This is a genomic window from Acinetobacter sp. BWR-L5, assembly GCF_039655985.1.
In the GTDB taxonomy this organism is placed as follows: Bacteria; Pseudomonadota; Gammaproteobacteria; order Pseudomonadales; family Moraxellaceae; genus Acinetobacter; species Acinetobacter johnsonii.
In genome coordinates this window covers 372,146-398,067 of the sequence record NZ_JAGFEV010000001.1, presented here as the reverse complement: position 1 = coordinate 398,067, position 25,922 = coordinate 372,146, and the positions used below count along the sequence as shown (strand labels likewise).

General features: G+C 42.2%; 24 protein-coding genes. 10 read left to right on the top strand and 14 right to left on the bottom strand.

Annotation, left to right across the window (positions count from 1 at the left end):
• The first annotated feature begins 105 nt into the window (after window positions 1-105).
• Window positions 106-1,656 carry an arylsulfatase gene (locus JZ787_RS01985; protein WP_171527545.1) on the top strand — a complete coding sequence of 517 codons (1,551 nt, stop codon included), beginning with the start codon at window positions 106-108 and terminating at the stop codon, window positions 1,654-1,656.
• Window positions 1,657-1,767: 111 nt separating this feature from the next.
• Here JZ787_RS01985 and JZ787_RS01980 read toward each other — a convergent pair whose 3' ends face one another.
• Window positions 1,768-2,244 (bottom strand): copper resistance protein NlpE, encoded by a 477-nt coding sequence (locus JZ787_RS01980; RefSeq protein ID WP_168159172.1) that lies wholly within the window; start codon window positions 2,242-2,244, stop codon window positions 1,768-1,770.
• Between the two features lie 278 nt (window positions 2,245-2,522).
• Between JZ787_RS01980 and JZ787_RS01975 the strand changes: the two genes are divergently transcribed.
• On the top strand, window positions 2,523-3,119 hold the full coding sequence (locus tag JZ787_RS01975; protein WP_010326291.1) for a 1-acyl-sn-glycerol-3-phosphate acyltransferase: 597 nt from the start codon (window positions 2,523-2,525) through the stop codon (window positions 3,117-3,119).
• Between the two features lie 69 nt (window positions 3,120-3,188).
• Here the strand turns inward: JZ787_RS01975 and JZ787_RS01970 are convergent, their stop codons facing one another.
• From JZ787_RS01970 to mrdA, 4 genes are all read right to left on the bottom strand, one after another.
• The gene (locus JZ787_RS01970; protein WP_234951455.1) at window positions 3,189-3,524 is read right to left on the bottom strand and encodes a hypothetical protein; all 336 of its coding nucleotides are present in this window, start codon (window positions 3,522-3,524) and stop codon (window positions 3,189-3,191) included.
• Window positions 3,525-3,687: 163 nt separating this feature from the next.
• The gene (locus tag JZ787_RS01965) at window positions 3,688-4,422 is read right to left on the bottom strand and encodes a sulfite exporter TauE/SafE family protein (protein ID WP_346311506.1); all 735 of its coding nucleotides are present in this window, start codon (window positions 4,420-4,422) and stop codon (window positions 3,688-3,690) included.
• Window positions 4,423-4,617: 195 nt separating this feature from the next.
• A complete protein-coding gene (gene rsmD / locus JZ787_RS01960; protein WP_346311505.1) occupies window positions 4,618-5,184 on the bottom strand; it encodes a 16S rRNA (guanine(966)-N(2))-methyltransferase RsmD in 567 nt (188 codons plus the stop codon).
• A 2-nt stretch (window positions 5,185-5,186) separates the two neighbouring features.
• Window positions 5,187-7,232 carry a penicillin-binding protein 2 gene (gene mrdA, locus JZ787_RS01955; protein ID WP_346311504.1) on the bottom strand — a complete coding sequence of 682 codons (2,046 nt, stop codon included), beginning with the start codon at window positions 7,230-7,232 and terminating at the stop codon, window positions 5,187-5,189.
• A 241-nt stretch (window positions 7,233-7,473) separates the two neighbouring features.
• Between mrdA and JZ787_RS01950 the strand changes: the two genes are divergently transcribed.
• The 4 genes from JZ787_RS01950 (at window position 7,474) to JZ787_RS01935 (ending at window position 10,389) form a co-directional block, all read left to right on the top strand.
• Entirely contained in the window at window positions 7,474-7,992 is a 519-nt protein-coding gene (locus tag JZ787_RS01950; protein ID WP_168159166.1) for a hypothetical protein, read from the top strand.
• Window positions 7,993-8,055: 63 nt separating this feature from the next.
• Window positions 8,056-9,372 carry a hypothetical protein gene (locus JZ787_RS01945; RefSeq protein WP_004694304.1) on the top strand — a complete coding sequence of 439 codons (1,317 nt, stop codon included), beginning with the start codon at window positions 8,056-8,058 and terminating at the stop codon, window positions 9,370-9,372.
• 77 nt (window positions 9,373-9,449) lie between these two features.
• A complete protein-coding gene (gene adk / locus JZ787_RS01940) occupies window positions 9,450-10,109 on the top strand; it encodes an adenylate kinase (protein WP_004980915.1) in 660 nt (219 codons plus the stop codon).
• 82 nt (window positions 10,110-10,191) lie between these two features.
• On the top strand, window positions 10,192-10,389 hold the full coding sequence (locus JZ787_RS01935) for a hypothetical protein (RefSeq protein ID WP_346311503.1): 198 nt from the start codon (window positions 10,192-10,194) through the stop codon (window positions 10,387-10,389).
• 12 nt (window positions 10,390-10,401) lie between these two features.
• Here JZ787_RS01935 and nth read toward each other — a convergent pair whose 3' ends face one another.
• Both nth and JZ787_RS01925 read right to left on the bottom strand, forming a co-directional pair.
• On the bottom strand, window positions 10,402-11,112 hold the full coding sequence (gene nth, locus JZ787_RS01930) for an endonuclease III (protein WP_010326297.1): 711 nt from the start codon (window positions 11,110-11,112) through the stop codon (window positions 10,402-10,404).
• 3 nt (window positions 11,113-11,115) lie between these two features.
• The gene (locus JZ787_RS01925; protein WP_218288008.1) at window positions 11,116-11,910 is read right to left on the bottom strand and encodes an RnfABCDGE type electron transport complex subunit B; all 795 of its coding nucleotides are present in this window, start codon (window positions 11,908-11,910) and stop codon (window positions 11,116-11,118) included.
• Between the two features lie 346 nt (window positions 11,911-12,256).
• On the opposite strand from JZ787_RS01925, the gene gdhA reads away from it, so the two are divergent.
• A complete protein-coding gene (gene gdhA, locus JZ787_RS01920) occupies window positions 12,257-13,600 on the top strand; it encodes an NADP-specific glutamate dehydrogenase (protein ID WP_004980905.1) in 1,344 nt (447 codons plus the stop codon).
• A 75-nt stretch (window positions 13,601-13,675) separates the two neighbouring features.
• Here gdhA and JZ787_RS01915 read toward each other — a convergent pair whose 3' ends face one another.
• The 3 genes from JZ787_RS01915 to rlmH form a co-directional block, all read right to left on the bottom strand.
• Window positions 13,676-14,458, bottom strand: coding sequence for a DUF4377 domain-containing protein (locus tag JZ787_RS01915; protein WP_087010571.1), 783 nt, complete (start codon window positions 14,456-14,458; stop codon window positions 13,676-13,678).
• 141 nt (window positions 14,459-14,599) lie between these two features.
• Entirely contained in the window at window positions 14,600-15,376 is a 777-nt protein-coding gene (locus JZ787_RS01910) for a class III extradiol ring-cleavage dioxygenase (protein WP_346311502.1), read from the bottom strand.
• Between the two features lie 108 nt (window positions 15,377-15,484).
• The gene (gene rlmH / locus JZ787_RS01905) at window positions 15,485-15,967 is read right to left on the bottom strand and encodes a 23S rRNA (pseudouridine(1915)-N(3))-methyltransferase RlmH (RefSeq protein ID WP_168159162.1); all 483 of its coding nucleotides are present in this window, start codon (window positions 15,965-15,967) and stop codon (window positions 15,485-15,487) included.
• A 146-nt stretch (window positions 15,968-16,113) separates the two neighbouring features.
• On the opposite strand from rlmH, the gene JZ787_RS01900 reads away from it, so the two are divergent.
• Entirely contained in the window at window positions 16,114-17,055 is a 942-nt protein-coding gene (locus JZ787_RS01900; RefSeq protein ID WP_346311501.1) for a M20/M25/M40 family metallo-hydrolase, read from the top strand.
• A gap of 245 nt (window positions 17,056-17,300) precedes the next feature.
• On the opposite strand, the gene JZ787_RS01895 is transcribed toward JZ787_RS01900, so the two are convergent.
• The 4 genes from JZ787_RS01895 to JZ787_RS01880 form a co-directional block, all read right to left on the bottom strand.
• Entirely contained in the window at window positions 17,301-17,681 is a 381-nt protein-coding gene (locus JZ787_RS01895) for a VOC family protein (protein WP_346311500.1), read from the bottom strand.
• A gap of 128 nt (window positions 17,682-17,809) precedes the next feature.
• Entirely contained in the window at window positions 17,810-20,239 is a 2,430-nt protein-coding gene (gene lon / locus JZ787_RS01890; protein ID WP_010326303.1) for an endopeptidase La, read from the bottom strand.
• Window positions 20,240-20,387: 148 nt separating this feature from the next.
• Complete coding sequence (locus JZ787_RS01885) at window positions 20,388-20,978, bottom strand: 5-formyltetrahydrofolate cyclo-ligase (RefSeq protein WP_346311499.1); 591 nt, start codon at window positions 20,976-20,978, stop codon at window positions 20,388-20,390.
• 71 nt (window positions 20,979-21,049) lie between these two features.
• Window positions 21,050-21,445, bottom strand: a complete 396-nt coding sequence (locus JZ787_RS01880) for a MerR family transcriptional regulator (RefSeq protein WP_010326305.1) — start codon at window positions 21,443-21,445, stop codon at window positions 21,050-21,052.
• 82 nt (window positions 21,446-21,527) lie between these two features.
• Here JZ787_RS01880 and JZ787_RS01875 point away from each other — a divergent pair, with 82 nt between their 5' ends.
• Window positions 21,528-24,485 (top strand): heavy metal translocating P-type ATPase, encoded by a 2,958-nt coding sequence (locus JZ787_RS01875; RefSeq protein ID WP_346311498.1) that lies wholly within the window; start codon window positions 21,528-21,530, stop codon window positions 24,483-24,485.
• Between the two features lie 342 nt (window positions 24,486-24,827).
• Window positions 24,828-25,739 (top strand): LysR family transcriptional regulator MumR, encoded by a 912-nt coding sequence (gene mumR / locus JZ787_RS01870; protein WP_004694273.1) that lies wholly within the window; start codon window positions 24,828-24,830, stop codon window positions 25,737-25,739.
• The last annotated feature ends 183 nt before the right edge of the window (window positions 25,740-25,922 follow it).

Here is a 25,922-nt window from a genome sequence, read left to right as displayed (position 1 = left end):
ATGCCGGGCAGGATTGACCCGCAAATAATGAATAATCAAACAGTTGCTTAAATGTGGCTGTTTGCAGATAGGTTTTAAGTTTCAATAATCTGTTAAGGAAAACACATGCGTAAAAAAACTATTTCACGTTCTATCGCGTTGGCTGCTGGAGCGTTACTATCAACGGCTGTTATGGCAAAGCCTCCAAATATCTTGGTGATTATGTCTGATGATGTTGGGTGGGAAAACGTGAGTGCTTACAGTCATGGCACGATGGGCTATAACACCCCAAATATTGATCGAATTGCCAAAGAAGGCATTATGTTTACCGATCATTATGCACAGCCAAGTTCAACTGCAGGCCGTGCAGCCTTTATTACAGGACAATATCCAATTCGTTCAGGTCTCACCACGGTAGGGCGTCCTGGTTCACCTTTAGGTATTCAAGCTGCAACACCAACGCTTGCTGAGGTTCTTAAGCCTTTAGGTTATATGAATGGTCAGTTTGGTAAAAACCACTTGGGTGACCGTAACGAACATTTACCGACAGTGCATGGCTTTGATGAGTTCTACGGTAATTTATATCACCTCAATACTGAAGATACTTTTGAACAAGTAGATTATCCAAAAGACCCTGAATTCCGTAAAAAATTTGGTACACGTGGTGTTCTGCATTGTTATGCAACAAGCACAGAGGATGAAACCACAGATCCACGGTTTGGGAAAATGGGTAAGCAAAAATGTGAAGATACTGGGGCACTTTCCAGTAAGCGAATGGAAACGGTGGATGATGAGTTCATCGCAGCCAGTACTGACTTTATGAAGCGCAGTAAAAATGCCGATAAACCATTTTTCGTGTGGTTAAATCCAAGCCGTATGCACATGTATACACGCTTACGAGAGTCGCATCGTTATCTAGCAGCTAAGGCAACTTCAGAAGAAGATATGTATGGTAGCGGCATGATTGAACATGACATGCAAGTAGGTAAGCTATTAGATGATATGAAAAAGATGGGTGTATTAGATAACACCATCATTATTTATACTTCTGATAATGGGCCTGAGCACAGTGCCAAAAATCATGGTGGAACCACGCCGTTCCGTGGTGAGAAAATGACCACCTATGAGGGTGGTGTTCGTGTGCCAACAATGATCCGTTGGCCGGGGCATATACCTGCTGGGCAAGTGAAAACTGGTATTCAAGCCAATATGGATCTTTTCACTACTTTGGCGACCATTGCGGGTGATCCAAATGTTGTAGAGGAAATGAAAAATGACCGTAAACAATATATTGATGGGATTAATAACCTAGATTACTGGACTGGAAAATCAGCAGAAAGTAAGCGTAATAATTTCCTGTATTACCATGAGTCAACACTACGTGCCGTTCGAATGAACCAATGGAAGTTGCATTTTGAAACCAGCGAAAACTATTATGACACTTATAAAAAGTTAAAATTTCCTATCATTTTTAACCTTCGTCAAGATCCGTTTGAATCGTTTGATAGCACAACAGATCGCTCTGACATTATGCAAAAGAAACTCTGGTTGGGTGAGCCTTTAGAGGCACTACTGGCAGAACATATTAAGTCATTGATGGACTATCCACCGGTGCAAAAAGCCACAACGCTTGATTTTAGTAAATTGATTGAAAACTTACAGTCGAAAAAGCAGTAAATGGTGTTTAAAAGTAGCCGAGGAAATTCGGCTACTTTTTTGATGTTTGGGTAATTCATACACTGACACACAAATACGTAATTTAAATCATGCTTGATGTTAGGTGTACTCTCATTCTAAGGATTTGGTGAGTTTAAAGTTGAACTCGGGTTGATCTAGCACTTGACCTTTATCGCCACGCATTTCCATAAATTGCGCACCAATATAATAAATACGGCTATCACCTGATGAGTCGAGCTGTATCAGTTGATCAGAGCCATTCAAAAATTGAAATGAACCTTTCACTTCATTGACATAATTATTATTCGATTTGCCTAAAAATTTTTGTTTCAGCACAAAATGATGATCTAAGGTCAGTTCAAGTTCAGTGTCGATCCCAGAACAATCGTGACAGGGCAAAACCCCTTGATATGTGCCTACCCAATCTAAGGCATTTGCTGTGTCTGGTGTATCCATCACGGTTGCGCTAGCACTGTCGTCCAGAGATGCGGTGACATTGTGATCTGGTGGAGGATTGTTTTCATTTGGCTTTGAGCATGCAGTTAACATGGTGAAAGATAGGCATAGTGCTAAAACAGTCTTTTGCATATACAGCACCCGATATTATTCAGTGTTTAGTTCTACCTTACAGGAGTGCTGGAAATGAATCTGTGAAGATCTGTGAGTGCCTCTGTATCGTCAATAAAGAATACTATTCACGTATTTTTGCCTTTAATCTCAAAGACCCTGTTTTTTCTTGAAATATTTGGAATTAAATAAAATATACGTTTATAGATTAATTGTTGTTTTATTGAGCGTCTCGCCGTGTATTTGATCAGCAGCATTGCTAGAATCGGCGCGGATTTTCACTAATGTGGTATTTTTTTGTGTTCGAAAAGCTTGCAGAACAAAGTTTGGCCTTAATGGGGTGGCAGATTGATAATCATTGGGATTTGAATATCGATCAATGTGTAATGATTGCAGCGCCACATACCAGCAACTGGGATGCGTTGTACGCCCGTTTGGCATTAAAAGCCTTAGGTGTGCATGTCCGTATCACTATTAAAGACAGCTATATGAAACTACCATTTGGGCCATTTGTTCGTGCAATGGGTGGGATAGGTATTGACCGTCGTCCAAAGCATGAAGGTGAACCACGTCCAAGTATGGTGCAACTCATGAGTGATCTTTTTAAAGAACACCCTAAGTTGGTCATGTTGGTCACCCCTGAAGGGACACGTGCCAAGCAGGAACAATGGAAAACAGGTTTTTACCATGTTGCAGTTAGTGCAGGTGTTCCAATTGCGTTGGCCTATATGGACTATGCGAAGAAAAAAACTGGAGTGGGTAAAATTATTTATCCTACTGGTGACTATGAAAAAGATATGGCTGAAATTATGGCATTTTATGCGCAAATTTCTGCTAAATTTCCTCAAGATTTCAGTGTCGATACTCGCTATCACAACGACTCAACTGTGTCTTAACTTCAAATTTAAGTCATATGGAATTAAAAAAGATAGCTTTCGAGCTGTCTTTTTTATTGCTAACTGTATTCAAGGGTTTTGCTGGGGATTGGGTAAAACCCCACCTAGTGACTGGCATGCGGCCGTATAACTTTGTAGCTGTGTTTCAATCACTTCGGGCAGGGGAAGGTCAAAAATTTGATCACCGTGTTGATAGCTTTCTACATAGGATTGGGCTTTTTGTTTGCTGCTGGCCAGCACTTGTTCATGATAACTGGTCATGCTGCTGTGGTCTGCCTGATCGCGCTCTATATTTTGACAGTCAAAAGATTGGAGAAGTTTTTCGGCTTGTTTTATTTCTTTGGATGAGCTTATGGAGCAAGCACTGATAAAGCAAATACTCAGTAGTGCAAGAGGCAGTTTCATATATGGTGAGCGGTGGGTTTAAAGGTGCGCTTATTGTATAAAGATTTGTGAAGTTGGAGAAAGCCCAGTAGAGCTAAGTTGTTTAAAGATGAGCCTATTTTGACACAAAATACACAATTGCTGACCCAAGCCATTGCAAAGTTCAGAGTCAGGTTCTATAGCACTACAGAAAGCGGTAGCTGATACATAGAAAACAACCTGAGCTAAACAATAAACCCAGTACAGTATGTTTGAACTGCCGCTCGGAAATTTTATAAAACAACTGCGCGCCGAGCATGGCCGGTAGACTCACACTCAAAAGTAAGATGCCCATATAGGGCAAGTGTTGCAAGTTTAAATTTCCGCGGAGCAGATAGGTGAGTAGGGTGAATAGCTGAATGGCGAAATTAAAATGCCTCAAAATTGAGCGCTGTTGCTCTTTAGGAAGGTTTTTTAACATGACCCAAGCTGAAGGCAGTGAGCCACAAAAGCCTCCCAACCCGCCCAATACACCCCCAAGAAAACCAATACTACTATCGGCGTATTTTCCAGAGTTTTGAATGAAGTGAATCTGGGGATTAAATAGCATCAATGGACACCAAAGAATCAAAAAAATTCCTAGAACCAGTTTAAAGGTCTGTGCTTGAATGATGTCTAGCAGATAGGTTCCCAATGGAACGCCAATCAGACCTGCAAGGATATAAGGTGCAACGAGATTTTTATCAAGTTGAAAGGCTGATTCTGACTTTAAGGAAATCAGGTGACTCCAGACTGAGGCGAACACCACCAAGGGCGCTGCGAGCTGAGGTGTCAAGATCCAGACCCAAAATGACATGGCGATTAAGGCAAATGCAAAGCCCGTGAGCCCCTGTACAAAACCCGCCACCATTGCACCTAAGATAAAGATCAACCAAGTCATATGCGATATATTTAAAATTTTAGCGAGTGTACGGTTTTTTGATCGGTCTACATAGTTTTAGACATGAAAAATGACTGAAACCTTAGCTTGATTTTGAATATGTATATTTATCTTCATACATAGCATAGTTCAGAACCACACTAATATGTGCTAAGGCAGCCTGATAAAGTCAATCAAAAGGGCGTAAAGTCTTAATTATGGACAAACCGCCACTTTCTTTTGATATAAGCCCGCGCGAACAGTCCCAGCTTTAGTGTTCTTGATTTGCACCCACGACGTTGGAAGTTTTAATAGATTCAAATCCCGATCGGCTTCTACATAAATATAGCCATTATTTTGAATTATCGGATCCGCCAAGAGAGCTAATTGTTCCCATAGCTCTAGGCTATACGGCGGGTCTAAAAAGACCAAATCAAATTGCTCTTTTAAGGTGGGTAATGTTTGCTGTGCAGTCGCTACTTTTAACTGGGCACGAGACTTAGTTACTTTAAGGAGTTCCAAGTTTTGTGTTAAAAACTGTGCTTGACTGCGGTCAGGTTCAATCATCAATACTTTTGATGCACCACGTGATAAGGCTTCAAATGCCAATGCACCTGAACCTGCACAAATATCCAAAACATTGGTATTTTGTACATCCCACATGAGCCAATTAAACAAAGTCTCACGTACGCGATCAGGCGTAGGGCGTAAACCTTCAATATTGGCAAAAGGCAGTTGACGACGTTTCCAGTCCCCTCCAATGATGCGGAGTTGGTTTTTCATAATTAGTCTGACTCCACAGGTGCAGAAGGTGGTGTAGCTGAACGGCTTGTATTTGCCGTTGTTGAAGCGGGTGCTGTATTGGAAGTACTGGTTGGCGTAGCTGCACTTGTCCCAGTTGTGGTCGCTGGTGGAGTGCTACCACTTGGTAATTCACCCGGTTTAATCCCCGCCGTCATCAAGCCGCCACTAATTTGATGGTTTTGTGGACGAATTGGGTTTTTATGACGTGTGAGCAGCCAGTAGTCTAAGATCGGACGAGCCAGCTGTGCCGCAGAACCACCATGACGACCATTTTCCCACACTACTGCAATCGCAATTTCAGGGTTTTCCGCAGGTGCAAAGCCTACGAATAAACCGTGATCTAACTGACGTTCAGTCAATAGGGCTTCATTATAGCGTTTACCTTGAGCAATACTTTTGACCTGTGCAGTACCGGTTTTACCTGCAATTTTATACATTGGCGTGCGAATGCCACGTCCAGTCCCTGTTTCAATGACATCGACCATGGCATCACGCATTTGTATCCAGTCTTGATCGGTGCCATTGAACTGGATTCTGCCATCAGGTGCATTTAAGTCTTTATGTGGTTTTGCGCCTTTACTGGTTTGTAAAACATGCGGAATCACATGTGAACCATGGTTGGCGGTAATGGCTGTTGCCATGGCCAATTGCAGCGGTGTTGCTGTAAAAGCACCTTGTCCAATACTTACTGAAATGGTTTCCCCTTTGAGCCACTTGGCATCTCGGGTACGCATTTTCCATTCGGGGTTTGGGTAAAGGCCTGTACTTTCACTTGGTAAATCCACACCAGTTTTTTCACCAAAGCCAAACTGGTGCATCCATGTGTTCATTTTTTCAATGCCCATACGGAACGACAGAATGTAGAAGAAGGTATCGCAAGAGACCACTTGCGATTTATGCAAGTTGACTACGCCGTGTCCTGACTTTTTCCAGTCGCGGAATTTATGCGAATCGCCCGGAAGTGTGAAATAGCCATGATCGGAAATGGCCGTGCCCCAATCAATTAAGCCATAATGAATACCACCTAAACCAAACATCGGTTTAATGGTCGAGCCAGGTGGATAAGCGCCTTGCACAGCACGATTATATAGCGGTTGATCGAGGTTATCACGTAAACCACTATAGTCGGTATGACTAATGCCTGTGACAAACAGGTTAGGGTTAAAACTTGGACTTGAGACCAAGGCCAGGATTTCACCTGTACGTGGATCCATCGCCACGATTGCACCACGACGACCTGCAAGCTGCTCTGAGGCAACCGTCTGCAAACCATAATCGAGTGAAAGATATAAGTCATTACCACGAACGGGTTCTTTGCGGCCTAAATGGCGCAGCACGTTACCATGTGCATCGGCTTCGACAGACTCATTTCCTGGTACACCATGTAACAAATCTTCATAGGACTTTTCTACCCCAATTTTACCAATCAGGTTAGTGCCCGCATACAAATCTTTATTGATGCTTTTTAATTCTTTATCGTTAATTCGACCCACATAACCAATCACATGGGCAAACAGCTCACCATGTGGATAGTAGCGCGTCATCTGAGTTTCGATATTAACCCCAGGGAATTGATATTTAACTTCGCTAAAGCGAGCAATATCGTTTTCATTGAGATTAAGTTTAATGGAAACGCGTTCAGTTTTACGTGAGGCTTTAATACGACTGTTAAAGCGCTCAATATCATCAGTGGTGAGTTCTAAGATTGGCGTTAAACGTTCAATCGTAGCATCAATATCCGTCACATCGGCTCGACTCATCGTCGCGGTAAAGACAGGATAGTTGTCTGCCAACAGCACACCATTGCGGTCATAAATATAACCACGTGCAGGGGCTAAAGGTTGTAGACGGATACGGTTTTGATCGGATGCAGTTGAAAACTCGTCAAATTGAACCAGCTGCAAATAGGCATAGCGAGTGACTAAAATCAGCAAGAAGAAAACCACAATACCCATGGAGATAAAGGTACGATTTCGAAAAATGCGCTTTTCTTGTTGGACATTTTTTAAAGGAAAGTGCTGTTTCATACCAAATCGACTTAAACACATGGATAAAGAGGAAAATACCTGCGCGCTATTCTAACGCATGTCACACTGTTTTGATATTTGTTATCGCTGCTTCTGCTTTTCATTTTTGCCTAAATTTTGACTTTATAGACATCAAAAATATAAATTGCTGTATATAAGTGTTTTATAAATTCTGCTACAGTCAAAATCCTGTAAAAAGGGACCAATTACTAAAATAACATTACGGATAATGGTGACAATAATGACAAGAATTTATCCAGTGTTGGCACTTGTTGCCTGTGCAAACGTAGCCTACGCTCAAGATAATTCCTTTTTGCCAGATGCAAAAATTCCTGCTGGCAGTGCTCAAACGTGGAATGTAGGGGTTGGTGTAACGCAGAAATTACTGCACACCAATCTAGAATGGGTGAATCCTTATGGCATTGCATATGCAAAAGCTGGGGTATTTATCAATGATGATTACCCTGTAGGTGGTCAGCTGGGTTTTAGATTTCCAGTTCATTTTACTGGTAAAGATAAAAATGGCTATTATCTCGGTGTTTACGCAGGGCATATTGACAGCAAGAAAGTAGATGGCGAGTACGAATCTCGCCTTGGTGGTGGTGTAGATCTTGCTTATGTGTTACTGAGTCCTGAACGAATCAGCACTTTCAGTGTAGGGATTGGTGCAGGGGAAAAACTCGAAGCCAAATCGGGCTATGTGGTTGCAGAAACTGAACCGAGACTACAATTTTCCTATACTCTAAGTTTCGGTTTATAGACACAATATCTTTTTTAAAACGCTATATAATTCAGTTAATAAAATTAAATATGGAAGTTATGCATGCTTGAGTACGTCAATCAGTTGTGGCAAACCTTTTTGAATCGACCCGATTTTTGGGCTGTACTCAGCATTATTCCTGTGACTGCTTTTGTGACTTGGGCGCACGTTTGGATGGCCCTGAAAATGGTCTTTTACCCGATTACATTTTGGGGCTTTCATATTGGACCTTTGCCTGTGGGTTGGCAGGGCATTGTGCCTAGAAAAGCGGGACGTATTTCAGGCATCATCACGGATAATACCTTATCTAAGCTTGGTTCTTTGCGTGAATTTTTAGATGCCATGGATCCTGAGGATATGGCACGGATCATTGGTGAGCAAGTTGGTTTTGAACTTGAGCACCTGATTGATGAAGTCATGATTGACCGTAATGCCGTACTTTGGGAAAACTTACCTTATTCGATTAAGCGTCGAATTTATGCGCAGGCACACAAACAGCTTCCGGCTGTGCTCAGAGAATTAGTGACCGAACTGACCATGAACGTCGAGTCACTTGTAGATATGCGCGATATGGTGGTCAGCCAAATGGAAGGTGACCGCAGACTAATGGTGCGTATGTTCTTGAAAGTGGGTCAGAAAGAAATCAACTTTATTTGGCATATTAGTGCACTCATCGGGATGTTCTTTGGTATCTTCCAAATGATTGTTTGGTTTGTGGTGCCATGGCATTGGACGGTCCCATTTTGGGCGGCAGTATGGGGCTTCTTAACCAACTGGATTGCGATTTGGATGGTGTTTAATCCAATTGAGCCACACTATGTTCGATACTTGCAACTGACTGAATTAACAAAAGATCGTAAGTTTCCATGGATTAAACCTGTGATTCCGCGCATTGGGACTTATAATGTACAAGGCGCTTTCATGAAGCGCCAAGAAGAAGTGTCTGATGTGTTTGCAAGTGTAGTCACAGAAGACCTGATTACGTTAAAATCTATCATGACTGAAATGATGTATGGCAATAAAAAAGACAAGACCCGTCGTATTGTCAAGCGTCATATTAATGAAATCATGGAAACACCATTAGTGAGAACATCTTTGCAGCTGTCTTTGGGGCCACGTGAATACGCAAAACTCAAGACGGACTTGATTGATCGTTCAATTGAAATTACGATGGTGCCTGTATGCGACCCAGCGTTCAATGCGAGCCGTGCACAGAAAATCTATCAAATGTTTAGAGACCGTATTCGGGAGCTAACGCCGAAAGAATTTCAAAACTTATTACGTCCTGCATTTCAGGAAGACGAATGGATTTTGATTTTATTGGGTGGGGTAACTGGCTTCATTGCGGGTACCATACATTTGTTTGTAGCTTTCTTATAATTAGATGCTAAAAATATGTCGAATTTTTCGACATGTACAAAGTGTCAAATACATTGTTTAAATGAGGATGTTTTTTTATGCGCATTATCTTACTCGGACCACCTGGAGCAGGTAAAGGTACACAAGCTCAGTTGATCTGTAAGCGCTACAATGTCCCACAAATTTCAACCGGTGATATGCTCCGTGCTGCAATTCGTGAAGGAACTGAACTCGGTCTACAAGCTAAAAGCGTGATGGACAATGGTGGTCTTGTATCTGATGAACTGATCATTGGTTTAGTGAAAGAACGTATTGCGCAACCTGACTGTGTAAATGGCTGTATCTTTGATGGTTTCCCACGTACCATTCCTCAAGCAGAAGCGCTTGAAAATGAAGGCATCAACATTGATCACGTGATTGAAATTGATGTTCCTGACGAAGAAATCGTACAACGTCTTTCTGGTCGCCGTCAGCACCCTGCATCAGGCCGTGTTTATCACATCGTTTACAACCCACCTAAAGTGGAAGGTAAGGACGATGAAACTGGTGAAGAACTGGTACAACGTCCAGATGACCAAGAAGCAACGATTCGTAAGCGTTTAGGTTCATACCACACTGAAACTGAACAGTTGGTTGGTTTCTACCAAGGTCGCGCAGCGTCTGGTGAAAATGCACCAACCTACGACAAGCTGAATGGCTTACGTCCAATTGACGAAGTACAAGCAGATTTGTTCGCGATTCTTGATCAAGACAAATAATTGCATGTTTTAAACATGGCAATGTTTTGACATTGAAAGAGCTCTAAGTCATATTAGGGCTCTTTTTCTTGATCCTGTTAAAATGGAGTCGCGTGTGGCACAATTTGGAATCATTGTTTTAATTATTGTTGCTGCGGTGGTATTAGTAGGTTTGTTTTACATTAGCGTGAAAATGCTACGCGATGTCAGTAAACAAGAAAAAATGTCGAAGAAGCAACCAGAACGTCAGTTACATCCGAAGTTGCAGCAAGACTTAAAAGATAAATCAAATCAACAATAAAAAAACTGAACTTTAATGTTCAGCTTCTATCGTCGTTGTGGCAATACGTGCTGCACCAAATTCAAAACGATCTGGCCAGTTACACACATCTGAAACGATGCATTCATGACATTTCGGTTTGCGTGCGATACAGCAGTATCGACCATGTAAAATGAGCCAATGATGTGAGTCGACAATAAATTCTTTCGGAATGACTTTTACCAAACGGTGTTCGACTTCAAGCACATTTTTGCCGACCGCTAATCCCGTACGATTGCCTAAACGAAAAATATGCGTATCGACCGCCATGGTCGGTTGTCCAAAAGCAGTATTTAACACCACATTGGCTGTTTTTCTTCCTACACCGGGCAAGGCTTCTAAATCGGCACGGTTGTTTGGCACGATGCTGTTATGTTTTTCAATCAGCATCTTACAGGCTTTAATGACATTTTCGGCCTTCGCATTATATAAACCTATGGTTTTAATGTAGGTTTTTAAACCATCGACCCCTAAGGCATAAATCGTTTCAGGTGTATTGGCAACAGGAAAGAGTTTATCGGTGGCTTTGTTGACACTCACATCTGTCGCCTGAGCAGACAAGGTCACAGCCACCAACAGCTCAAAAGGACTCGAATAATTCAATTCAGTTTTGGGGTTTGGACGTTGTGCACGTAAACGTTCAAAAAAGATTTGGATTTGCTTTTTGGTCATGTTTTTTACAGGTTTTCCGCTTGTCGTTAGCATGTTTTAAACTCCCTGTAACTGATGAAGCTGTTGGGTTAAGTCATCTAACAACAGACGTTTTTTCGCATCTTCACGAACACTAAGCTGCTTTTCTAATTTTTTAATTTGTACGCGTAATTTCGCCAGCTCAATGGTGGATTTTGCATCGAGCTTTGCTGCCATTTCTGGTTCTTTTTCAATGATCTGAATATCAGGTACAGCATCGTTCTGTGCTGAAAACTGGGCAAATAAAGCCGTATCAATTTCCGCGCGAACCACTGGGCCTTTACGGTGTAGGCGCTGTTTTTCTTCACGTTGAATATGTGCGTAATAGCGTTGTCTTAAATCATCTTGCTCAGCTTTGCGCAAGATTTCCGTTGGTATGCCGTCTACATCTGGAATAAGGTCAATACAGTCAACAGGACAAGGCGGGATACACAGTTCACAGCCTGTACACAGGTCAGTCAAAATACTGTGCATGAGTTTACCTGAGCCAATAATGGCATCTACAGGACAGGCACTAATACATTTGGTACAACCAATGCATTCATCTTCACGAATGATTGCTTTCATTCTCTGTGGGCGGCCATCGGCTTGAATAGGCCAAATACTTTCTTCTGCAATTAATGCTGGCCTGTTTAGCAACTGAGCCAATGCATCGGCTACAGGCTGCCCGCCGGGTACACATTTATTGGCTGCTTCACCTTCGCTGATGGCTTGGGCATAAGGCAGACATCCATCACGATGTCCGCAGAGTCCACATTGGGTTTGGGGAAGGAGGGCATCGATATTTTGGATCAGGGAAATGTGCGAATTCATGCGTAAACCAATCCTGCAACTGAATTTGCAGAGATATTAGGAGAAATGGGTAGATCACTGAATTTTACCATGTTTTTTTTGAATAATCCTGTGTTCTAAAATGGTTCATTAACTGCATCATTTTTGAGCAAAAAATGATTTTAAACCTGTGTTTTCATTGGTGTTTTTTTATAACCAGTTTTGAGGTATGTTTATATAAATAATTGTTATATAAATGATAAATATGTTTTTTTATAGAAATGTGTTGTGAATTGTTGGTAAAAGATATTTAATTGTTTGCGCCAAAATTTAACATTGTTTATAAAATTTGACCAATTTTGATCCATTTTCTGCTGAGGATTAAGCGTTGAAATATAACAGCCTTAATGAGTTTTTAGATTACGTGAAAACACGTGATGAACATCAACCCGAATTTCTACAAGCGGTAGAGGAAGTCATGACCAGCCTTTGGCCGTTCATTGAAAAAAATCCTCGTTATGCAGACCACGGTTTGCTGGAGCGTTTGGTTGAGCCAGAGCGTGCGATTCAATTCCGCGTTTCATGGGTGGATGATCAAGGTCAAACGCATGTAAATCGTGCTTTCCGTGTTCAATACAACTCGGCGATTGGTCCATTTAAAGGCGGTATGCGTTTTCACCCATCGGTAAATCTCTCGATCCTAAAATTTTTAGGCTTTGAGCAAACCTTTAAAAATGCGTTAACGACACTACCAATGGGTGGTGGTAAAGGCGGTTCAGACTTCGATCCTAAGGGGAAGTCTGAAGGCGAAATTATGCGTTTCTGCCAAGCGCTAATGATTGAGCTATACCGTCACCTAGGTTCAAATACGGATATCCCTGCGGGTGATATTGGTGTGGGTGGCCGTGAAGTGGGCTATATGGCTGGCATGATGAAGAAGCTGAGCAATGACACTTCATCTGTGTTTACGGGTAAAGGTTTAACCTTTGGTGGTTCTTTGGCGCGTCCTGAAGCAACGGGCTACGGCACAGTGTATTTTGCTGAAGAAATGCTGAAAACCCGTGGCGACTGCTTCCAAGGCAAAACAGTCACGATTTCTGGTTCTGGTAACGTAGCACAATACGCTGCTGAAAAAGCAATGTACCTAGGTGCAAAAGTCGTTTCATTGTCTGACTCTGCGGGTACGGTATATGTGAAAGCAGGGTTTACCGATGCTTTACTTGCTGAAGTGATGGAACTGAAAAATGTGAAGCGCGGTCGTATTTCTGAGTTTGCGTCTAAGCATGGCTTTGAATACTTAGAAGGGCAGCGTCCATGGTCTATTCCATGTGATATCGCATTGCCATGTGCAACTCAAAATGAGTTAGATCAGGCGGATGCTGAAGTACTCCTTGCAAATGGAGTGATTTGTGTCGCTGAAGGGGCAAACATGCCTTCTACCTTAGATGCAGTCGAAAAATTCGTTGAAGCGAAAATTTTATACGCACCAGGTAAAGCATCGAACGCGGGTGGTGTTGCGACCTCTGGCCTAGAAATGTCACAAAATGCTTTGCGTTTGGGTTGGACTTTTGAAGAAGTCGATGAGCGCTTACATGCGATCATGAAAGAAATTCACCGTAACTGTGTGAAATACGGTACACAAGCAGATGGTACTGTGAACTATGTAAATGGTGCCAACATTGCAGGCTTTGTAAAAGTTGCAGATGCAATGCTTGCTCAAGGCGTATTCTAAGTCTACATCCACTTAGAAAAATCCCTATAAAAAACCGAGGCGATAGCCTCGGTTTTTTTACAGGTCATTGAACGATTACAATGAACCTTTGACCGCTTCACGTTCAATAATCATGTCTTGAACATAAGCATATTTTGATTGGTCAGCCGCAGGGTTGGCAATTTCAAAACGTTTAACACGCACGATTTGACGCTCTTTAGGGTTATGAGTGAAGCCATCGATATGGTTATAGAATAACGTCCAGTCTTTATCGACCTGTGTTTTTACGCCATTTTCAGCATATTTAATTTCACGAACTTGTAGGCATTCCATACGGGCAACACCTGCAGAACATGTTTTTGTTTCTGGTGAAATTTCTAAGAAAACAGTTTCACCTTGGCTTTGATATTTCGATTCAGCAGTTTGCTTACCTGTGAATACAATTTTTTCACCCTTTGCCGATACCACGGTCAGTGTTGGTGCATCAGGATCATTTAGGTTTAAAACAAACGGTGCTTTACGGTTGTCAAATAAATCTGCTGCAACACCTTCTTGAGCCATGGCTTTTGGTTCACATGCCATTTGAGTCGCCATCAGGTTACCCGTCACAATTTGATTATTTTCAACTTTCCAACTGGTACCCATACCGTTACAACTGGTTGCAATGCCTAAGCGACCTGCTTTTTTGTCAAAGTTTAAAACCAATGGTTTAGGCGCATCTGCGGTGTTCGCACTCCAATGGTAGTTTGCGAGTGTTTGATCTGCATTTTGTTGTTGTAGTACAGACACAGCCAAATCTCCTACTTTTTGAATATCAGATGATTGGCAAGCAGCCAGTGCGAGTGGGAAAAGGGCAATCGCTAAATATTTTAATTTCATGGGTTACAAGTTCTTGATTTAAAATAACAAGATACATGATATCCGATGTTCTTTTTAAAAGAATGGATACATTCGGTTCTTTTGGGTTTCAAAATGTATCCATAAATATTTTTTTGTTAATATATAAGTAAAATTTATAAATTAATCAAAACGGTAAATGTCCATGCCCAGTGCACCCATGGTAAAACTACTATGCACAATATTGAAACGATGACCTGTACCCATCGCAAAGAATATTGGGGCAAAGTGTTCCAACGTTGGGTGGTTACGACGGACAAAAGGAATCGATTCCCAGTCTAAAATAGCGTCAAAGTCCTGATGGCTAAGTTTCGCGACCACATGATTACGAAACGTCGACGCCCACTCAGGTACCGCTTGTGACTGACCATGCCAAGATAACTCGGCTAAGTTATGGGTAATACTCCCTGAGCCAATGAGCAAGACCTGCTGCTCGCGTAGTGGCGCAAGGGTTTGTCCAATTTTATAAATCTCCTCTGCCGACAGATTCATCGGGAGTGAAATTTCCACCACAGGGATGTCTGCATCTGGATACATATGCAGTAAAGGCATCCAAACGCCATGATCACGCGGACGAGTACTGTTTGCATGAGCTGAAAAATCTGCTTCTGCTAATAAATGTAGAATTTCTTCAGCTAGAACAGGTTGACCGGGTGCTGGGTAGCGAATGTCATAAAGCTCAGCAGGAAAGCCTCGAAAGTCATGCCATGTCTCAGGGCGGACTCCAGTACTTACTTCAAGTGAGTTACTTTCCCAGTGTGCGGACATAATCACAATTGCTTGTGGTGTCGGTAAGTTTAGACCCAAACGATGTAACGCTGGCCCAACTTGCTCTGGATTCAACGCAAGCATGGGTGAGCCATGAGAAATGAATAAGCCGGGTAGCGTTTGTAAGTTCATTGTGAAAGCCTAATAAGGGAAGATGAAAAGAATTTTGTCAGATTCTTATCATCTGTGTAATGGGGGAAATATCAACGTATTGTTCCAAAAATGGAACATTGCTTGAGCTTAACCTGCACGATGATAAGGGTGATTATGGTTAATACTCATCGCACGATAAAGCTGTTCAATCAGCATCACGCGAACCATCGGGTGAGGTAAGGTCAGTTTGGATAAAGACCAATGCCAAGCAGCTGCTTTACGTACTGCTTCAGAGTGACCGTCAGGCCCACCAATTGCCAGTACAATATCATTGCCCTCAAGCATCCATCCTTTCATGGTTTCTGCCAGTTTTTCGGTGCTAAACTCACGACCACCGACTTCTAAAGCAATCAGCACTTCGTTGCCTTTCATTGCATTTAAAATGCTCTCACCTTCAATTTGACGGTATTTTAAAATATCTGCTTCTGAATCATTTTTACCGCGCTTTGCCATTGGCAGTTCAATAATCTGCGTTTGCACAAAGGGTTGAATACGCTTGAAATAATCTTCAAAACCAGTCAGTACCCATGCAGGCATTTTTTGACCAATGGTCAGAATACGGATTTTCATAATGGGGCATGTATAAGGAGACGATTCATTATAACGGTGAAAGCAATGCTTTGCAGTGAGACGAAACAAAATGCAATTGAATTCACTGAACTAATGTTGCTTAATTCAACAGATGAAAGGAATAAGAAATACTTGGAATAATAACAATGTGGCTCAAAACTTTACAAAAACAGGCTTTTTTGTTGATTGTTGTACTGGGTACTTTCACAGGGCAGGTATTTGCAAGCAACGCCAAAATGGCTGATGAACAAAATCTACAAGTTTATTTGGAGCAAGTGATTGGTCAGGGCAAAGCACGGAACTATAAAAACCTTGATGAACTGAACCGTGTCTCTGCATGGATCAAAGAACAAATGCGCTTATTGGGCGTTCCATGTCACTATCAAAATTTTACTGCCAATCAGCAAATCTACCGAAATGTAGTGTGTAGTTTAAACGTCGGACGGACAGAGCGCGTGATTGTTGGGGCACATTATGACGTCTTTGGCGATCAAGATGGTGCAGATGACAATGCCTCTGGTGTTGCAGGCGTTATTGAAACGGCGCGTATTTTGGCAGAGCAGAAGTCTAAACTGCCTAACAATGTGGACTTTGTGTTCTATAGTTTAGAAGAACCACCGTTTTCTAAAACTGAACAAATGGGAAGTTATGTGCATGCGAAATCGGTTCAGGCACAAAAAGATAAGATTAAAGGTGTGTATATTTTAGAAATGATCGGGTTCTTTAGCGAACAACCCATCCAAAGCTATCCTGTGGGCTTAAAGTGGATTTATCCAAGCCATGGTAATTTTATTGCGACAGTGAGTAATGTCAGTTCACGTGATTTAGGCGCAGGCTATTGTGCAGCGATGCAGCAACTTGATCAGTTAGAATGTCAGCGTTTGGTTGCTCCGAGCTTTGCCAATGCTTTTGATTTTTCAGATCATTTGAATTATTGGGAGTTTGATATTCCCGCAGTGATGATTACCGATACCGCATTTTATCGAAATGGTCACTACCATACCAAAGCAGACCGCTTAGCAACGTTGAATTTGACCAAAATGGCGAATGTGATCGATGGGTTGGTACAGCATTTATTGAAACCTTAATGTATTTTGAGCCATAAAAAACGCAGTTCCCAAGTAGCGAGAACTGCGATAAAAGGTCATCCGTCTGGAGAATCAGATGACCATGCAATTTCAAATCATCAATAAAAAGAAACATACAGCGCGTATCTGTTCTTATTATTTATATCGGGCTTTTTATCGATTTTTCAAGTCTGATTGATGATAGAGGAAAAGGTTTAATACAAAAAATCAAACAACCTAAGTGAAAATTTGGGGCTTCATCCGTTTCACGTCATGGAATGTAGGCCAATCATATTTCCTTCGCTATCAAAGGCCAACACAATAAAACCATATTCACCAATAGCCGTTTTTGCTTCATGAATTTTCCCACCAGACTCAACAAGTCGGTTCGCTTCATTCGCACAATCGTCACATGAAAAATAGATTAAGGTACTGTTTCCTCCTGCTGATAAGCCTGGCATTTTCACCAGTGCACCTGAAGCGCCATAGGCTTGCATGTCTGAGGGGAAAGCCCACATTTGCAGTGAATTATCATCCGCTGGTGGGGTTAATTCAGTTAATTGAATATTAAAAACAGATTCATAAAATTGTTTGGCACGAGATAAGTCATCCACATAAATTTCAAACCAGCCAATCGGGTTTTTCATTTTAGTTGTCCTACATCTATCCCTTGATCAAATTATTGTAGGAAATAAAAGCATAAAGATGTGTGGTGTTATCTACAGTAAATTGTAATAAAAAGAGAGCCGAAGCTCTCTCTTTTTACGATGCGGAATTAGTGGCGTGCAGCTTTTTTGCCTTCATCGACCGCTTTCACAATTGGTGCTTTGACCAAAGGCTCAGGCATAGATGTCAACGCCAGTGGTAAAATCTCATCAATCGACTTCACCGCTTTAATCTCTAAACCTTCTTTAACATTGTCAGGGATTTCAGATAAATCACGGACGTTGTCTTGAGGAATGAAGACCAGCTTAATTCCACCACGGTGTGCAGCCAGTAGTTTCTCTTTCAAGCCACCAATGCGCATTGCACGACCACCAAGACTGGTTTCACCTGTCATGGCAATATCTGGGCGAATTGGGATACCTGTGAAAGCAGAAACCAATGCAGTTGTTAACGCTAAACCTGCAGATGGACCATCTTTCGGTGTTGCACCTTCTGGTAAGTGGACGTGAACATCGGTTTCTTCAAAACGTGTCGACTCGATACCCAATTCATCTGCACGGGTACGCACGACAGTCATAGCAGCGGTAATCGATTCTTTCATTACATCACCGAGTGAACCCGTGGTAATGAATTTACCTTTACCTTTGACCGCAGCAACTTCAATGGTCAACAACTCACCACCGACTGAAGTCCACGCTAAACCGTTAACACGACCGACTTGAGCTTCATCTTCCGCCATACCAAAGTCAAATTTATGTGGACCTAAGTAGTCTGGAAGGTTAGCCGAAGTCACGTCGACTTGTAGGTTTTTTGCCTTCTTGCTGACCGCTTCTTTTACAACTTTACGGGCAATTTTAGAGACTTCACGCTCTAAGCTACGCACACCGGCTTCACGTGTATAACGTTGTACGATGTCACGAATCGCTTCTTCATGCACAGTCAATTCTTTCGCACGTAGACCATTATTTTTCATGGCTTTCGGAACAAGGTAACGCTCAGCAATATTGACTTTTTCATCTTCGGTATAACCCGGTAGACGAATCACTTCCATACGATCCAGCAATGCTTCTGGAATATTCATGCTGTTCGCAGTACAGATGAACATCACTTCAGACAAGTCCAGATCAAGATCTAAATAGTGATCGTTAAACTTGCTGTTCTGTGATGGATCGAGTACTTCAAGCAATGCAGAAGCAGGGTCGCCGCGGTAGTCTTGTGCCATCTTGTCGATTTCGTCGAGCAAGAACAAAGGGTTCTTCACACCAACTTTCGTTAACGACTGCACAATTTTACCCGGCATCGCACCGATATAGGTACGACGGTGACCACGGATTTCCGCTTCGTCACGTACGCCACCGAGTGCCATACGTACAAACTCACGACCTGTTGCTTTGGCAACCGATTCACCTAGTGAAGTTTTACCTACACCTGGAGGGCCAACCAAACAAAGGATGGGGCCTTTGAGTTTTTTCACGCGAGATTGAACTGCGAGATATTCCACGATACGATCTTTCACGTCATCTAAGCCGTAATGATCGGTATCCAAAATTTCTTGCGCTTTGCTTAAGTTAATGCTGACTTTGCTGGCTTTATTCCAAGGCGTGTCTAATATAGCCTCGATATAATTGCGCACCACAGCCGCCTCACTAGACGCAGGTTGCATTGCTTTGAGTTTACGGAATTCGCTTTCCGCTTTTTTACGCACATGTTCAGGCAAATCAGCTTCGGCAAGACGTTTTTCAATTTCAGCCACGTCATCTTCCGCGCCGCCATTCATGTCAGAAAGCTCACGCTGAATGACCTTCATCTTTTCATTGAGGAAGTATTCGCGTTGATTTTTCTCCATTTGACGCTTCACTGAGTCATGTAAAGTTTGCTCAATCTGCTGTTCTTCAGATTGCTGCAATAAATACGTCATCAGTTCTTGTAGATGGGCTTCAAACTCATCGTGTTCGAGGAATTTTTGCTTTACATCAATATTCAGTGGAACACGGGTCGCTACGAAGAATAACAATTGCAGTAAATCGTCAATCTTGTTCGCAGCAGCAATCAGTTCACGTGCATTGCGCAGCTTTGCTTCAGCATATTGAGCAAACAGGGCACGTAATTCTTGGACACGTGTTTCTTGCGTGGTTTCGTCAATGTGGACTGACATTGGGCTAAGCGCATGTTCTGCGGTTAGATAATCATTTTCATCAATGATTTTTTCTAGCTTTGAACGATGCAAGCCTTCAATTAATACTTTTATACAGTTTTCATCATTTTCATGATTCACAACTTGCACAATCTTCGCGACAGTACCGTATTGATATAAGTTGTCGTGATCAATTTCTTCTGAAAGAGAATCTTTTTGAGCAACTACAAATACTAGATTGTCACTGTTACGAGCCACATCAACTGCATTGATCGATTTTTCACGACCTACAAATAGCGCAATTTGCATGTGTGGATACACCACCACATCACGTAACGCTAAAAGTGGTAATACACTTGGAACCTGAGGCTCTAAGGTTTCTTGATTCATAATAATTTCAGACATGGGCACTCCTAATGAGTGACAACGGTGTTGCCATGTTTTTTATAGTGATGGGTATTTTAAAAAATACAAGGGCAGGTCAAAATAAATTGTATAAAAAATGACTAAACATGTGATTTTTAAGTATTCTCAACAGTCAAAAATGTCAATTTTAGCGCTTGAAGCGTAAATGGTGTTGAGGGGTCAGCAGACCATCTAAAGGCTGATCCCATGTTTCTCGAATCAAGCGCTGTGGTAATAACTGGAAGTGATGCGCTAAACCAAGACGAAATGGACGGTGATAGGGTGCAGAAGCCAAGGTTTTGTCGTAAAAACCTCCGCCCATGCCAATGCGTGTGCCATAAGGATCACACGCCAATAAGGGCATGAGTAGCAGATCTAAATGTGAAACGTGCTGTCCACGTGTTGCCATAGGCTCTTGCATACCGAGCGGATGATGAGAAAAACGCTTATTTTGAAATTGATGACGTGAAACTTTGACCCACACCAAGCGTTGATTCATATTGCAAATCATCGGTAAATACACTTGTTTTTTTTGATGAAAACAATATTCAATGATTTTACGGGTCTGAATTTCCCCAAAAGCATGTAGGTAGATCCCGACACGGGTGGCATGTTTGAATTCAGGCACACGTCTTAGGCGCTGTAAAATTTGCAATTCGGACTGCTGCTGTTGATAGGCGGAAACTTGTCTGCGTTGTTTGCGAAGCTGTTTTCTGAGTTGGGCAAGTTCAATCGACATGGTGAACGCAGTCCTGAGAATCGAAAAGGTGTGTGTGAAAATGATCGTCAAATTTCAAAGATGGTATCTGTTTATGGTGCAATCGTTGAACCTTTTTTCAGTTCTTGCAAAATTGGGCAGCAACTGTCGGTAGTGGTTTTACATTCATCCACCCAGCTTGAAAGGCGTTGTTTCAAAGCATTCAGCTCTTGAATCCGTTGATCAATTTTTTCCAGTCGTTGCTGAATCACATCACGGACTTTTTCGCGATCATCCAGTTGCAAATGCAATAGATCTTGAATTTCACTAAGCTGCAAGCCCGCATCTTTGCCTTTTTGTATAAAGCTCAACGTTTCAATGTCTTGCTGACTATAGTAGCGATAGTTTTGTGTGGTTTCAGGAATACGCATCAGACCAATCCGTTGATAATAACGAATCGTTTCCACATTCACCTGACAGTGTTTTGCCAGCTTGCCGATAGTGAGCATAAAATAATCTCCAAAAGGCTTGACTCAGTACCTAGGTACAGACTTTATGCTAACACAATCAAAAAATAAAAGGTAAGTCAGAATGAGTGAGCAACACAAAACGTCTTGCTGTGCTAAACAGAAATTAGCACCGATGGTGGTGAATATCGATCCTGTCTGTGGGATGACGGTGGCAGAGGACTCTCCTCATGTGTATGAGCATCAATCAGTTCGTTATTTGTTTTGTTGCTCAGGCTGTTTAAAGAAATTTTCGGCCAATCCAGAGGCTTACTTAACATCAGAAAGAGCGCCCAGTGTTTGTTGTAGTCAATCCAAAACAGATATAAGCGATGCTTCATCTCAGGGGAAAGAGGAAAGTGCTGTAGTTACTTCCAAAGGTTGTGGTTGCGGATCAAAACCTGTGTCAGATGCAGAGAAGACCACATTTATTGACCCTGTGTGTGGTATGACCGTAACAGATTTAACTAAACCGCATACCGAGTGGCAGGGACAGGACTACTATTTTTGTAGTGAAAAATGTTTGCAAAAGTTTATTGCAACCCCAGAGGCTTATGTAAAGGCTGAAGATGCAGTATCGGTGTCTACTTCTACTGCGGGCTGTTGTGGTTCAACTCCGAAAGAGGCAGAGAAAAAAGCATCCTGTTGTGAGCCTAAGCCTCAAACAGAACCAGACACCAAAGCCAGTTGCTGTGTACCCAAGCCGAAAGTAGAAGCTGCAAAAAGTAGCTGCTGTGGTGGAGGAAAACATGAACATCATGCTCCATCTGGATCAGCTGAGTTTATTGACCCAGTTTGTGGCATGTCGGTTGACCCAAATACAGAGTTAAAAACGGATTATCAGCAACAGATTTATTATTTCTGTAATCCTTCCTGCTTAGATAAGTTTAAAGGGGATCCTGAGTTTTATCTGATTCCGCCCAATCAGCGTCCTGTGCCTGAAGGGGCTGCGGATATGGACTATACCTGTCCGATGGACCCTGAAATTGTACAAAAAGGGCCGGGGACGTGTCCGATTTGTGGTATGGCACTCGAGCCGATGCAACCGACTTTAGATGATGCACCGAACCCTGAGTTGGTCGATTTTAGCCATCGCTTTTGGATGACCTTACCACTGACGTTGATCGTGTTTGTACTGGCAATGGGTTCACATATTCACAGTTTCATTTCACCGCATATTCAGCCGTGGATTGAGCTAGTGCTGGCGACCCCAGTGGTGCTGTGGGCAGGTAAACCCTTTATTGAACGTTGCTGGACTTCGTATAAAACCCGTAACTTAAATATGTGGAGCTTGATTGGTGTTGGAGTGTTAGCCGCCTATATCTATAGTGTGGTGGCAACGATTTTTCCAAGTGTGATTCCAATGGAAGCCAAAACTGGGCACGGCGTTGCAGTGTACTTTGAAGCCGCGTGTATGATCGTATCTTTAAGTTTGCTTGGTCAAATCATGGAGCTGAAAGCACGTGCCAAGACAGCAGACTCACTCAAAGCCTTACTCAAACTGCAAGCCAACACAGCCAAGTTGGTTCAAAATGATCAAGTGGTTGAAGTTGATATTGGTATGGTCAAACAAGGCGATATTTTACAAATTTCCTCGGGTGAGCAGATTCCACTGGATGGTGTGGTGGTTGAAGGCAAAACCTATGTCGATGAAGCCATGATGACCGGTGAACCTGTGCCTGTGAAAAAGCAAGTGCATGACACGGTGATCGGCGGGACGGTCAATCAACAAGGCAGTATTCGTATTCAAACCACGGCGGTTGGGGCAAATACCACTTTGGCGAAAATGATTCAGACGGTGGCAGAAGCACAGCGTTCTAAAGCACCGTTACAACGTTTGGCAGATGTGTTTGCCAAGTATTTTGTGATTGTGGTGTTACTGATTAGTGTATTGACCTTTGCCACTTGGATGGTGTTCGGTGGTGCACAATTTGACTTGGCACTGATGTGTGCGGTGGCGGTCCTGATTATTGCCTGCCCATGTGCGCTGGGTTTGGCAACACCAATGTCTGTGATGGCAACCACAGGTCGTGCGGCACAAAAAGGGGTACTGTTTAAGGATGCAGAGGCGATTGAAGCTTTAAGTAAAGTGAATACGCTGATTGTCGATAAAACAGGGACTCTGACGGAAGGTAAACCAAGCCTTAAAGAAATTCAGTTGCTCAGCCCAAATGTGAACCAAGCGCAAGCGGAACAGTGGATTGCTTCGATTGAGCAATATTCAAGTCATCCGATTGCACAGACTTTGACTCAGTTGGTGCCTGCACAGCAATTGCTTAAAGTGGCAGACTTTGAGGACGTGACGGGTTTTGGCGTAAAAGGGCAGATTGGCGAGCAAACTCTCTATATTGGTAGCCAAAAGCTGCTTGAGCAACTCGGCATCACTTTAGATGATACTTTGCAAAGTCAGTTGAACCAGCAGCGTGCGACAGGCAATGTGATCAGTTTCTTAAGTAATAGCCAAGAAGTACTGGCTTATATTGCTATTCACGATGCGATTAAGGCCAATGCGCAGCAAGTCATTCAGCAGTTGATTGATGATGGCATTGAAGTGGTGATGGCCACAGGTGACCATGAACAAAATGCCCAGTTGGTGGCTAAGGAATTGGGTATTCAACAGGTCTATGGCAACTGTACGCCAACTGAAAAACTGGACATCGTGAAGAAATATCAGGCTCAAGGTAAAATTGTGGCGATGGCAGGAGATGGCATTAACGATGCACCAGCCTTAGCTCAAGCCAATGTCGGAATTGCCATGGGGAACGGAACCGATATTGCTAAACAAACCGCACAAGTGACTTTGGTTAAAGGTGATATTCGTGGTGCAGCTGATGCGCTACATATGGCGAAACTGGGTGTGCGGAATATGAAACAAAACCTTGCTTTTTCCTTTGTGTATAACGGTTTAGGTGTTCCTGTCGCAGCAGGAATTTTCTATCCATTAACAGGGTTATTACTCACCCCAATGTTCGCTGCGGTGGCGATGTCACTCAGCTCACTGTCCGTGGTTTTAAACGCTTTACGTCTACAAAAGAGTAAATAAGCGCTTTTAGATTTTTACGGTCTCTTTTTAAGTTGAGTTTTAAAAAAAGCATCTTTTCAACAAAGGTGCTTTTTTTATGATGATTCGTACTGGAATGAAGCGCAGCGCGAATAAATATTGCTTTTTACAAGCGTCTTTTTTGATTCAACTTGATTTAAAGAGCATTGATCGGGTTAGACCGAGTAAGGTTGTAAAAGACGCAAAATAGATGTATTTGGGCAAGGCATAGCGCTTGAATGATCATCATCCCGTGAGTCATTTTGACATTATATAAAACAGGAACTTAAAAAATAGTGGCAACTGCCGTACTATAAGCGGGATGGAGTAAAGGCAGGGTTCAGGGTGAATTTAAAAAATCTAGAAGCATTTTATTGGGTTGTGACTTTAAATAGTTTCAATAAGGCTGCCACAAAATTACAAACGACTCAGCCTGCCGTATCACAAAAAATCACCTCTCTTGAAAATGATTTAGGTTTTAAAGTTCTCGATCGCAGCTTTCGACAGCTTAAACCCACCCATAAAGGCATGACACTGTTTAAATATGCTGAAAAGTTTATGCGTTTAGAAACTGATTTGGTGGCTGAGCTGACTGAAAACCAGCATCTAACAGGAACAATTCGTTTAGGTGTTTCCGAGACCATCGTTTATACGTGGTTGGTTGAATATATCGAAAAAGTACAAAAAGAGTTTCCTAAAGTTTCTGTGGAAATTGTGGTGGATTTAACCCCAAATTTGCAAGAAGGTGTACGTACCGGGGATTTGGACATGGCTTTTTTGCTGGGGCCGACTTTGGCTTTCGAGTGTGTAGAGCAGGCGCTGTGTGACTTTGAACTGAGCTTCTTGGCAGCTCCATCTTTTAAAGGTGGTGTGGGTCAAATGTCGTTTAAGGCATTGATGTCTCACACCATTTTAACCTATCCGAAAATTACCTATCCCTATAAAGAGCTCAAGGCCAAAATGAAAGAGCAGGCACTAGACGAGCCGCTTTCAATTACCAGTTATTCGCTTGCGACCTTATTGCGTCTTGCGGAGCAAGGTTTGGGGATCGCCGTTGTGCCGACCTTAACGGCCTTAAAGGAAATTACCGATGGTCGCTTGGAAATTTTAAATACCCCGATCCAACTCAAAACCTTTCATTTCACCTCGATTTATATGCAAGGAAATGATGCAGCCTTGAAAGAGAAATTAACCGATGTCGCAGTCACTGTTTCTGAAAGCGCAATGAAAAGATTGCTTGAGAAAATTAAAAAATAATTGAGGCGTATGTAGCTTTTTGACAAGCGTTGTTTTTTTATCTCAAAACGTAATTTGTTTGAAAAACTATAAAAGCAGCTTATCGTGCGTGATAAGTAAAATTTATCATTAGACTTTTAATAAATAAAAAATAATAAAATACAGTTATTTAGTTTTAATAATGGATGTAAAAAGTCGTATTGT